We start from the raw sequence: 12,576 nt of genomic DNA, 5'->3' as shown, positions 1-12,576 counted from the left end.
GCCGCAGGTTCAAATCCTGCCCCCGCAACCACTCTTTCCGATCCGTCGAGTTTTGAGATATAGACTCGACGGATTCGCGAAACAAGAGAAAAGTTCGGGCGCATACCCTCATCAAGAGGAGGCGGCGCAACCGAGTTTCATTTTCCCAGACTTTTCAAGAATTTAGACAATAAAAAAACCCGCTGTTGGCGCAGCGGGTTCTTGGAAAGGCTTAAACTTGGCCCCTCGGAAATCTGGGTTCGAGTTTAGGCGACGGGATCGCTTTGTCAAGAACAAATGCGATGCTTGAACTCTGGCCGATACCACGCATGACATTTTCATATTCCCAAGCGAAAACCGGCGCAGTTGCAGAGCAATCTGCATGCATCGGAACATCTGCCGTTGCCCGTTGGCACTGGGTGCAGACCAAGATACTTCATCATCCTGATTTAAGGACAGCTGAGATCTGCGTTGCCATTGTTCTGGCATCCCACGTCAATGATCGCAGTCAAGCATGTTTTCCGAAGATTGAGACGATTGCACGCGAAGCAAGTTTGTCTGATCGCAAGGTGCGTCAGGCGCTTAAACGTTTGAGCGAACTTGGGTTGGTCGCCAAGCTAAGCCGAGCTGTTGGCCGACTTCGCAATCGCAACTCTTATCAATTGGTTGGTCTTGGTTCTAAACCGGCATCTGGTTCCCTTAAACCGGCATCTGATTCCGGTATTAAACCGGCACGTAGTGCCGGTTCCAATAAGAAGAACACGGATAAAGAAGAAAACACGGATGAAAAGGAACAGGAAAATACTGTTTCTGGAACCGGAGCAACCGTCCTTCCTGCCGTCGATGATCAATGTTTGATTTTAGCTAGAGAGTGGCAGCGATTGTGTTCGGAGCCCTGGACATTGGCGAATGCGTGTCTACGGGTGAATGAAGCGATTGACCGCTTTGGTTTAGATGCCGTTAGGCTGGAGCTTGATGGTTTGCGACAGAAGGGAAAAAGACCTTCTCGGTTGGCGCTACTGGATGCCCTTGCCGATTTGCAACCAGGTGTCCTGTTGGCCGATGAGTGTTCTCAATTACCGCAAGTGTATGATCAATCTGCACCTGATGTATGGCGTGTAATATGCCAAATAATTTCTAAAAGGGAACTACCTGGGTGCCGAAATCCGGGGGCGTGGTTGCCCAAGATTAACGCCACATTGCGGGAAGATGTATTGCTATTATCTGCGAATAGTCGATGTGCCCGCGATATAGCTCAAAACCATTTACTTCCGGAGATTTGCCGTCAGGCAGATATTCTAGGGATCGTAATCAACGGGGTGAGCCTAGCTTAAGTGGAGGCTTCGTCAGTGTGGGCAGCTGATTCTATCTTCTGCGTGTGTTTCTAGAGCGATGTGGGATGCTGATTGGGGCCAATCTACGGTCTTGAGAGCGCTTTGTGCTTCGCGGTATATGGTGGCAGCACATTGAGCCGTTCCACAGAAACTACGGCTCCCTGGGAGCTGCGGTGTCACAGAAGAACGGTACAGACGACCTATAGTTCAAGTCATAGGAGGCAGCTTGGAGGTGGATAACCGTCTCGCGCTATTATTTAGTAAAACGGGCCTAGGCCGAGAGAGCTCTCACTGATCTTGAAGTCATCGCTCTTGGATAGGCTATTACTAGAGAGATCATCCTGCTTTATTCTGTTTATGGCAAATTCATGAAGCATCCCATATCGGGAATGGTCATAGTTTGTCACTTTAGATGACCGGATGGAAGGTAGGAGTTTCTCAAAAGTCGACCAATCGAAATATTTATTGTAACGCTCATTTTTTGAAATTAAACAGCCAACAATAACATAAAACAACGCGAGTTTTGAGATTGGCAGGCGTGGTTTCCCCGGGGTTTTCCGCTGTAACCAAGGCAACATTGCATATTCAAAAACAATATCTAGTCCGCAATCTAAATTTTCATGCCCATATGGCGGTATAGAGTTAATCCAGCCAATATCGTGCCCTATTTCTGCTAAAATTGAAGACTGAATAATGTTGATGGCTGCGAATACGGCACCACTCGAATAGTTAGATAGGCCTTCATTTCTCTCGACGTAACGGACTGCTCTAGAAGACACTTGAGCGTTTTCCATTACTTCTCTGAAAAATTCGGACGCAAGAGAATCATCACCTTCAGATTTTGATATGTAGAATTTGGCTAAAGCAATCGCCAGAAACTCTTGCGAATAGCGAAGAAGATGCTCGGCAGGAACCTTAGCCAGCATAATTGGTTCGAGCGCGAAATGTCTTTGTACAGCTTTTGCCCAATTTCTAAGTTGTTCGTCACGCAGAGGAGAGCTCTTGTAAATGAGTTCAAGATCGCCGAAAGGTAGTTGATTGCGACCGTCTTTTAGAAGTGGGCGTAACTCGTCATGGTCTTGGAACATGAAGCCGGCCGATCGGATCAAATCAGCCTCGGACTCTTCTAGATCACTCAGCGAGTTTGCTGTCATACGCTTTGCAACAGATGACAGAAACAACGCCTCTCTACCATTGATATGCTTGCGTTTTCCATCTGACGTTCGTTCCCGTGGAAGACGTGCGACCAATCTAGAAGACCGAAGAGCAGAACGGTAAACTATGTCAGTTGCGAGTGCTGCGTGCTCTGCAGCAACTGACCATTTATCTGCGGATGCAAACATAGCACCTAGAACGAGATAGGTAAAATAGCAGCGAATTCTATTATCGGGTGCTTTACTTGAATTATCGTAGTTTTCAAATTCATGAAGGTTGTCGAAGTCTTGTGTGAATTGTTTCTTTGATGAGTACTTGTTTAATGATATTTTTTTTATTATATCTGATACAGAAGGGAAAAGTGAAAAGGATAAATCGGGTGTTCCTTCTACGCCGATCTGATTGGCTTTTATTAATGCACCAATACCTGCATCGGACAAATCAATCGTTAGTGCGTCTTTCGCTTGACTAATTCGCTCGTCAATTACATCAGATATTTCATCCCAATTTATCGAATGCCCGTTTATTGTTTTCTCAATATGTAAAACTTGTTCAATTGTTTCTTTGATGATTTTTTTAACGTTTTCCTTGCCTAGTTCGGTCTCCCTAAGCGCAAGAGTATTAAAGACGTCTACCGACAGATCACACCATCTTATAATTACCTCGTCGATATCAATGTTTTCATAAACTGTGCCAAAATCGACGTGTTGTTGGGATGCTATAAACTCAAGATCTTTAACGGAAATGTCTGTGGTATCTGCGAATTTCGCGAAAAAACCGGCAAAAAGCTGATAAACGTGCTCATTATGATCTGGCGTTATTGCTTCGTCCGTCGAATTTTCCCTCCCCCATTCAATTGGGGCCTCTTCAATCGCGTCAGTCATTGATGCCCAGATATGTCTAACGCACTCCGTTGCGAACTGAGAGTTAAACTCGGCGCTATCTTCTCTAATCTCTTCGCCAAGAAGTTCTTCTCCGTGAATTAACTGTTCAGAGGTAATTCCACCGTAAGTGGCTTTCACCAAACTCCGGTCTGCCGTAACCAAGACAAACCGTAAAGCGCTTTGCGCTTTGTAAAGCTCTCTGTTTAGTAGGTACAAATCAGCCATCGCATGAGAATCTATAGTAATCCCATCTATGTGCTCACGTGATTTATGTCGCGAGATTCTGCGTTCCCAATGAGCAGTAACCTTCCGAAAAATCTGTCCAGAAACATCGTTGTGCACATTCAGAAAATACTTCTGTATAACTTGCTTATCATTCGCAGAGATGTCGATTTGACCGTATACGGTTTCGAGAGAATGAAAGCCGCCGGATAGCTGATTAAGTGCGACAAACCTATCCCATTCTTTTTGAGCATCAAATCCATCGGAAATTGTGTAATGACCAGCAAGAAATTCCAGGGCTTTGGAAATGCTGTCATCTAAGAGAGAGCCGTCTTTCCAATCGAACTCAGATAGACGTTGCTTGAGAAAACCTATCAATTTTTGTTTTTCAAACTGGCGTCTTCTATCAGAATCGTTCTCTCCAATTGAAATCCCTGATCTTTGCAGCTTGTTCGCGACATTCTGATAAACTTTTTCCAGCTCAGAAAAATGCGCTGGAAGCAAGCAGCTCAAATGGTTCGCGTCGGAGACCTCGTTAGTATACAGATCCAACAAAGAGTGCTCGGAGAGACACTTGATAACCTTAATGCCGTGCTCATACGATAGTCGCTCTTTTATTTTCTCCCGGTTCGGGTTGTTTCTACTCATCCATTTGGAGGGAAATATAATCCCAAGATTCCGTTCTAAGTCCTCTCGGTCTTGAGCATGAAACCAGGGAGCACAAAAAGACACGATTACACTAGGGTCATATACATAAATATACTTTCTAGGGTCATTTTTTCTCGATTGGTGTTTTGAATCGCTATCTTTCCGTATTTTTTCACCGGCCAACTCTCTATGGACGAAGGCAGCTCTTTGAATGAATTTTGATTTATTTTTTTTCAATTATACCACCTACTAACGACGCTTTATATATACTATTTAATATCCCAGTATCCTTGGAATGGTCTTTGGCATTGTTAGTATAAGTCTCAGTGAAATGTTTTGATTTCTGTCGATTTTGGAAAGATTCTTTGAAGTTGTCGTACCCTTCCCTAATCCAATCAATTGCTCTGTGTTTTTTTTTCTCGCACACCAGCTCTAGATTCCTTAAGCACTCTGCTATTGGAATTGCATAAACGGCAGTTTCTGATTGTGCGACTGGAAGTCCAAGTGCTCGACCTCGTTCGTCGCATATTATTTTGCGATCAAGCTCAAGGCGTTTGCTTCCGGTTAAAACTTTGAACTCCATGAAACCGTTCAAATAGTCGACCCCTTCGCCCGCTGGGGCTTTCACAGAGCAGTTCAATGAAGTCAGTTTCATTTTTACTTTGCGAGAACCATAAAAGTGACATTCACTCCCTAGTGCAGAATACGGATCGTTACATCTGGAAACAAAAGATGGTTTGTGCTTTTTCCAGGAGACTTCAACTGCAGCAACGAGATCAACAGCCTTTCTAGCTTTTGCGGGAAATGTCGGCCTGCCCGACAGCACTATTCCATCAGTTTCGTGTACTTCGCCAACCTCTAAAACCTTCTGTGCCCTCTTTCGCAAAACGAGTGTGTACGCTGTCCTTGAGCGGTTTGTTGCAATCAACCAAGTAGTCGGATCAGCTACAGCATTTCGGTTCGGTTTTACGTCACTGGTTTGCGCTAAAGTTTTTTGCATGCTTGTCTTACACTCCAGACAATTCGACGTTTTCTCCGCCGCTTTGATCCACCTTAACTGGGACGCCAAATAGGTGACTGACAACACCACCCATTTTTTTCTGTGATAAGTCAAAAAAGTCTGAAGAATTAAATGCTAATGCTATCTGGCGTGGATGTTCTTTGTAGAGGACCACTCGCGGCGAGCTCAGCTTTCTACCTCCAGATATATCGTGGACTAGTGCATCGATTTTCTTTTCTAGCGCTTGATATCTTTTTTCGGATTTTGGGATTGCAATTGCTTTTCTATGTCCATTCGCTAGGCGCAAGAAATCCTCAATTGGGAAATGAGTGTGAGGCATGTCACTAAGTTTTTGCTGCTCTGTCGAGGACGGGTGCTGTTCAGCATTTCGCGAGGGGGCGCAGAGATTATGTACAGGTGGCGATGCGCCTATGCGAACGACTACATAATCAAAATCGTATATATTGAGATTAAATTGGTCATCAGCAAAATTTATTGCGGTTATTGTAGTGTCGTCATCGGATAAACTAACTTCTCCTTGTTGGTAAGAAACGGCGCCAGTTTTAAGCATATATGCTAGGATGATTTTATTAATTGGCGTTGATGCGATGTTAAATGGTGTCGGATCTTTCCCGCACAGAACTATTTTACGGTCCTTGTAGAAGGTCTCGTTAAAAAAGAGCCCTTTTGATAGTACGTTATTAACCTGTACATCGAAGAGGGAAACAAATTTTCTATATTCTTCATCAAGAATTTTGCATTGCTCATGATAGTTTGTTGTTGTTCGCGCTTTGACTTCTGAATCTCGAATAAATTCCTCAAATGTCGATGGGTCTCTCTTGTGAAATCCCGAGTTATCCGAGAACCCTAGTGAAAGGGCACCCATCAATTCTGAAGCAAGCTCGAACACGTCAGTTTTGTAAGCCAGTCTAGCACAATCTATAAGTGCTCCATCACCGGTTCCAATACAGAGAAACTGCTGTAGTTTGGGGTTTAGTGTATACCGTTGAAGATTTTCATGATCCCAATAGCGAACACTCCTCTTTGTAGGTTGTCCTTCTTCTCGGATCAGCAGACCGTTTTCTTCACCAAACCCTGTCGCCACAAAAACAACGTCGAACTGCCGTTCCTTTTCTTCTTCGTTGCAATCTAATGTGCGCACGATCACCTTTTCTTCATCAACCGAAATGCTGCTAACCGTAGTGCCGCCAATGAAGCGTTCAGAAAAGTCTGATTTCCAGTTCAACTCCCATTCCTTCCTGAGGCCTCTGATCACCGATTTACAGGGACCGGCATACCAATTGAAGAATGGGAAGTCTGTTGTTGAAGAGAATGTATCAGCTAGTGGCCAGGAATTGTAACTGGGATGGACAAGTCTGTGGGATGACTCTGCCTGATCTGCCAAGACGTCAGTGTATTTTTCGATAATCGAAACTCGGGGGTATCCCACCGCAAGCAAGGCACAGGCCAAAGTCAAACCGCCTACACCGGCACCGATAACAGCAATCGCCTTGTTTTTCGTTTCTGAGGCGTTGCTATTTGAGAATTCTGTAGCTAACGCAAACGCGCGTGATTGCTGGTAAGCAAAGCCCACCTTTGTGCCCGTTGGGCCAAGTGTATAAACCTTTCCCAAGCGGCCTCCCACTTGTAGGTCTGAACTTTCTAGATACATCCGGTACATGAAGTCGCCGGCATTATTTACTCTCGCGTCCAACGGGCCTCTCCCCAAAAGGCAACATTACTTATTTCTTATTTTGGCGAAAAGGAGTCATGGGTGCAACTACAAGTTTTGCCAAGGCCGGAAAGAACGCGGTTTTTGATTTTTGTGCCCACAAACAACTACTAATCTTGGATCTCTTGATACGAGGCTGAGCCAATTCGGATAATTTTTTTACGCATGGGATCCTGTGTGGTCGCCAAAATGACTTCGCATTTTGATAGGCAGAATTTTGCCGGTCTATCTATCCATTCTTTTGGGAGGTAACTATCGCAGGGAAGTCAAAATCCGCACTGCATGTGTGTTGGAGATCCGAATTGTTTCCTACTTTGTTGGTAGCGATTGTAAGTTTGAGAATGACCTGACGTAACGGGTTTACTGCGCTAGAATCTCGAGACCATACGGCAAGTTTCGCCAAGAGGTTTTGATGACGCTCCACAATGGCATGTAGTTTTTTGGGAGGCGCGCTGTCTGCGAGCGCTTGTTTATGATGGGCGAGGTCGAGTTTCGTACGTTGGATCTGTTCTGCTTTGTCGTCGAAAAATGCACGTATTTCAGCTGAACGTGCGTCTGGGCCCAAGGCATCGACAACCTTATTGATGCTGGCGCGAAGATCCTCTAGATGCTGATTCAGGCGTTCAATCTCGCGTGTGTGATAAGCGCGAAATTGTTGGATTTCATCGCTCTCGAAATGCTCGATGATCTTTGCCTCGTCAAGGTCAGCGATGGCACCCAACACCAGCTTGATAATCTCGTCATAGTGAAGGTTCCTGTTCGCGCAGCCTTTGACAGGGCAGGAATAATGCTTTGCATAGGTCGCCGTGATTTTCTGATCGTGCTCCCCGCAATAGAGTTTGCCGCCAAACACCGCATTGGCACGCTTCTTCGTGACAGCCTGTTTGCGACGCCATTCCCTTGAGCGGCGAATGGACGTCTCGCGCTTCTCCTCTTCCGTCATCACAGTGGGCATCATTTTGCGCTGAAGGTGTTTGCTGGATCGTTCATCAAGAGCCTTCTGGACCTTTGCAAAAGTCTCATCGTCAATGATGGCAAGTTCGGGGATTGGAACTGTGATCCATTCCTTTTCCGGACGCATGATTGATAGGCGTTTGCCGTTTTCCGGATGTTTGCGGTACTGCATTTTGTTGAAGGTGACGACGCCGTTATAGAGCGTTTGGCGAAGCATTCCGGTTTGTCGGACAAACGAGCCAACGAGGCTTGAAGGTGCCCATTTCCCACCCTTGGGGGAGTCAATTCCGCGCCGGTTCAAATCGTCGCAGATGTGTTTCAGCTTTCTGCCTTCCGCGTAATACTCAAATATCTCGCGGATGACAGTAGCTTGTTCGTCGTTGATTTTGCGTTTCCCTCGGATGGGTTCGCCAAATTCGTCAAGGGCATGCACAAGATCGTAGCCATAAAGTTGACCGCCAGGAACACCTCCACGCAGAACAGCTGCGATCACCCCACGATGGGTCTTGTCAGACAGATCCTTTAGATAGAGCGCATTCATAGTGCTTTTCAGGCCAATATGCAGCTCGTTGATTACCCCATCTGTGACGGTCTCAACAGGAAGACCCAAGAACATCATCTTTTTGAAGAAATTGGCAGTGTCGGCCTGGTCTCTACTGATGCGGCTCAAATCTTCCGCCACGACACCCTCAAATCGTCCGTTGAGTGCTGCGACTAGAAGGGCACCGATGCCAGGGCGGTTTGCAATGTGAGAACCTGAAATGCCCTCGTCAAAAAACACGTCAGCAACCTGATAGCCTCTGACGCTGCAATATTCTCGGCAGCGTCGGATCTGATCCTGGGTACTGGTTTCCTGTTTGTCCGTTGAGTGGCGGGCGTAGATTGCTACATGCACTGATTGTATCCTCGAAGGTTGGATCAGATTGATTACCTTTCGGGATTGCTGATGCGCAAGGGTAAAACAGCGATTTCTCTTAAGGATAGGTATTTAAGAAAATCCTGTAAATACAATGCGCTGCATGTGATTGCATGAGAGTGCATAAGATTGCACGAAAATGCAAAAGATTGCATGATGGTGCACGAGATGGCACAACTTTCACCTGTCGTTGTGGGGGCAGGATAGGTTTGGTGGGCCCACCAAACAGCCCAAACGGGCTTCCTGCTTATTCGCATGGCGGTGCCATGCTCAACGGAAAAGAAAAGTGATAATGCAACCGAGCTATTGGATTTGTTGCATGTACGGTTTTGCTAAGCGTATTGATGAAATGATTTAGAATTATTTTTTGGTAACCGAACGTGGGCTGACAAACATGAGATGGTCGCCCTGATAGCACTATAAGTCACTTAATAAATGGTGGTCGTTGGGCTGATCGCCTTGACCGAAAAAGAAAACACAAAGGTCTAGATGGAACACATCGGTGAAATCGAAAAGCGGCTTTGGTCTGTAGCGGACCATCTCCGCGCGAATTCAAACTTCGCGAGCAATGAGTATTTCATGCCCGTCATGGGGCTGATTTTCTTGCGCCATGCCTACAGCCGGTTCCTCCGCGTCCAAGACGAAATCAAAGCAACGCTACCATCTCGTGGCGGCGTCACACGTCAGCTGACCAAGGAAGACTTCTCGCAACGCGGCTCAATTTTCCTAAAGCCAGAAGCTCAATTTGATCATCTGGTTACGGTTCCTGATGGCGGGGATAGAGCGGGTGCGATTATGACCGCGATGGACAGCATAGAGCGGGACTATGAATCACTTGCGGGTGCCTTGCCCAAGGCCGAATACCAGGAACTGGGTGACGACGACATTGGCCAGCTTCTGCGGACATTCAACGACCCCGCACTTGAAAAGGCAGACGGCGACGTTTTCGGTAAAATCTACGAGTACTTCCTGACACAGTTTGCCGATCAGAAGGCCCACGATGGCGGTGAGTTCTTCACTCCTGTCTCCATCGTTCAGACCATCGTCAACGTAATCGAACCAGACCATGGCAAGATCATTGATCCGGCTTGTGGGTCGGGCGGCATGTTCGTGCAGTCTGCGCATTTCATCGAGAAGATGAAAGCCAATCCGAATGAACGGGTGACGTTCTACGGGATGGAGAAGAACCCAACGACCATTCGCCTGGCAAAAATGAACCTCGCTGTTCATGGCTTGGAAGGCGATATTCAAAAGGCGATTTCCTATTACGAAGACCCGCACGACATGGTCGGCAAAGCCGATTTCGTGATGGCCAATCCACCATTCAACGTAGATGAAATTGACGCCGAGAAAATCAAGAATGATCCGCGTCTGGAATTCGGCCTGCCGGGGGTGAACAAGGGCGGCAAGGTTTCCAATGGCAACTATGTCTGGATGTCATTCTTTCATTCATACCTGTCACCGACCGGGCGCTCCGGCGTTGTCATGTCCTCGCAGGCATCATCCGCCGGTGGCGGTGAAGCCAAGGTGCGTGAAGCGCTGATCAAGACCGGCGATGTCGATGTGATGGTCGCCATTCGGGGCAACTTCTTCTACACACGCTCCGTCCCGTGTGAGCTGTGGTTCTTTGACAAAGGCAAGCCCGAGCACCTCAAAGACAAGGTGCTGATGATCGATGCGCGGAATATCTACCGCAAGGTAACGCGCAAGATTTTCGATTTCACGCCGGAGCAACAACAGAACATCACGGCTATTGTCTGGCTCTATCGCGGCCAGACGGATCGGTTCCTAGGGCTTGTCGAAAGCTATCTGAAAACAGCCTACACCCAAATGCAGGCATGCGATTTTTCCGGCCTTATCAAGGCGATTGATGCCGTAACCGCCGCGCATAAGAACGACGAACTTGATGCATTAGCGGAAACCATCAAAGCCGACATAGATCTGCTAGCCGAGAAGGCAAAAGTAGCTAAGGCGGAACATTGGGAAGGCTCCGTGCGAGACAATTCAGGACTGAAAGACTTAGCCACTGCATTTGAGCCTTTGGCGGATCAGGCCAAGGCTTTGGCCAAGGAAATCGACCATCTCAACAAGCTGGCAACCCGTGTGCACGAACAGGAGGTGCAAGAGGGCACCAAACCGGCAGAGGGCAAAAAGCGCCTGAATGAACTTGATGCCGCGCGTCATGATGTGACCGAGCACCTAAAGATGGCACGCTACTTCCACACTCAGGCTGAGTGGTTACAAACGCGTTTTCCTAATGCAGAGCTTTGCGATGTCGAGGGGCTGGTCAAGCTCGTCAGTCGCGATGAGCTCAAGGCCAATGACTGGAGCCTGACACCGGGACGCTATGTCGGCGTGGCCCCGGAAGTGGAGGATGAGGACTTCGATTTCGAAGAAGCGCTACGCGACATCCATATTGAAATTGATGGATTGAACTTGGAAGCGGTGATCTTGGCCGAAACAATCAAGAAGAATTTTGAAGAGTTGATCGTATGAGTTGGGTTGAGACAACAATTGGTGAATTTGTCGAAATCAAACATGGGTTTGCATTCAAAGGTGAATTCTTCAGAAATGACGGAGAGTACGTCGTCTTGACCCCGGGAAACTGTCATAATGATGGTGGATTCAAAGCGAAAGGCGACAAGGAGAAACGCTATACCGGTGAGGTACCTAAGGGGTATTTGCTTAAGAAAGGCGATCTTTTAGTCGTAATGACTGACTTAGTGGGTACTGCTCCAGTGTTGGGCGGATCATTCGTGATCCCAGAGGATAACATTTATCTCCACAACCAGAGGCTTGGCCTAGTTACTCTGAAAGAGGGAGTTGAGGCTGATAAAGGTTTCTTCTACCATCTTTTTAATACCCATGATTATAGAGGGCAAATTCGAGGTTCAGCGAGTGGCGCAACAGTTCGACATACCAGCCCAAATCGAATATTGGCCTGCCGAGTTAAAGTTCCCGACCTTGCATCCCAAAAACGCATCGCCTCTGCTCTCTCAGCCTATGACGAGCTGATCGAGAACAACCGGCGACGGATTGCGTTGTTGGAGGAAGCGGTGCGGCTTTTATATCGCGAATGGTTTGTCCATTTCCGCTTTCCCGGCCACGAACACGTCAAAATCATCGACGGCGTGCCGGAGGGGTGGAGCATTCGCCTGCTTCCTGAACTCTGTGTTGGCAAAAACGGAATTCAGACTGGTCCGTTTGGCAGTCAATTGCATCAATCAGACTACACTTTTGAGGGCGTGCCGGTCGTTATGCCCAAGGACCTAAAGGGTTTTCGAATATCCACCGATACAATAGCACGAATACCAGAAGAAAAAGCTCACGAGCTTGGTCGGCACGTGATGTCTGTTGGTGATATCGTTTATGGACGCCGCGGCGATATTGGTCGCCGCGCATTAATTGGTGAACCTGAAGACGGCTTTTTCTGTGGTACTGGATGCCTTCGCATTAGACCTGATGCTAATAAAATAAGACCACTGTATCTTTTTGAAACTCTCGGGTCGGCATCTACTGCCGGATTTATCGCTAATCAGGCGCGAGGTTCAACAATGCTGAACTTGAGCGCTGGTGCTCTGAAAAATGTCCCAATCCTTTGCGCCCCGAACCACCTGCAAACCGACTTCGTCGATTTGGCGGGGACGATCAGAAAGCAGATTGAAATATTGGCATCTCAATCGGACCAGTTAGCCAGAGCCCGAGATCTTTTACTACCACGCCTCATGGATGGGAGGTTGGAAGTCTGAACT

General features: G+C 47.1%; 7 protein-coding genes. 3 read left to right on the top strand and 4 right to left on the bottom strand.

Annotated elements, in window-relative coordinates:
* The first annotated feature begins 281 nt into the window (after window positions 1-281).
* The gene (locus tag TH19_RS21060; protein WP_258548072.1) at window positions 282-1,313 is read left to right on the top strand and encodes a helix-turn-helix domain-containing protein; all 1,032 of its coding nucleotides are present in this window, start codon (window positions 282-284) and stop codon (window positions 1,311-1,313) included.
* Window positions 1,314-1,570: 257 nt separating this feature from the next.
* Here TH19_RS21060 and TH19_RS21055 read toward each other — a convergent pair whose 3' ends face one another.
* The 4 genes from TH19_RS21055 to TH19_RS21040 form a co-directional block, all read right to left on the bottom strand.
* The gene (locus tag TH19_RS21055; RefSeq protein WP_147250806.1) at window positions 1,571-4,459 is read right to left on the bottom strand and encodes a hypothetical protein; all 2,889 of its coding nucleotides are present in this window, start codon (window positions 4,457-4,459) and stop codon (window positions 1,571-1,573) included.
* Window positions 4,446-5,222, bottom strand: coding sequence for a hypothetical protein (locus tag TH19_RS21050; RefSeq protein ID WP_114104327.1), 777 nt, complete (start codon window positions 5,220-5,222; stop codon window positions 4,446-4,448). The genes TH19_RS21055 and TH19_RS21050 overlap by 14 nt, the downstream gene beginning before the upstream one ends.
* Before the next feature lie 7 nt (window positions 5,223-5,229).
* Entirely contained in the window at window positions 5,230-6,855 is a 1,626-nt protein-coding gene (locus tag TH19_RS21045) for a hypothetical protein (protein ID WP_147250805.1), read from the bottom strand.
* A gap of 328 nt (window positions 6,856-7,183) precedes the next feature.
* Window positions 7,184-8,803, bottom strand: coding sequence for a recombinase family protein (locus TH19_RS21040; RefSeq protein WP_114104325.1), 1,620 nt, complete (start codon window positions 8,801-8,803; stop codon window positions 7,184-7,186).
* A gap of 510 nt (window positions 8,804-9,313) precedes the next feature.
* Between TH19_RS21040 and TH19_RS21035 the strand changes: the two genes are divergently transcribed.
* On the top strand, window positions 9,314-11,320 hold the full coding sequence (locus tag TH19_RS21035; RefSeq protein ID WP_114104324.1) for a class I SAM-dependent DNA methyltransferase: 2,007 nt from the start codon (window positions 9,314-9,316) through the stop codon (window positions 11,318-11,320).
* Window positions 11,317-12,573: a restriction endonuclease subunit S gene (locus tag TH19_RS21030; RefSeq protein ID WP_114104323.1), complete on the top strand. Its 1,257-nt coding sequence runs from the start codon at window positions 11,317-11,319 to the stop codon at window positions 12,571-12,573. The genes TH19_RS21035 and TH19_RS21030 overlap by 4 nt, the downstream gene beginning before the upstream one ends.
* Window positions 12,574-12,576 lie beyond the last annotated feature (3 nt).

Source organism: Thalassospira profundimaris (assembly GCF_003326675.1).
GTDB classification, from domain to species: domain Bacteria; phylum Pseudomonadota; class Alphaproteobacteria; order Rhodospirillales; family Thalassospiraceae; genus Thalassospira; species Thalassospira aquimaris.
This window is presented reverse-complemented; position numbering and strand designations above follow the sequence as displayed.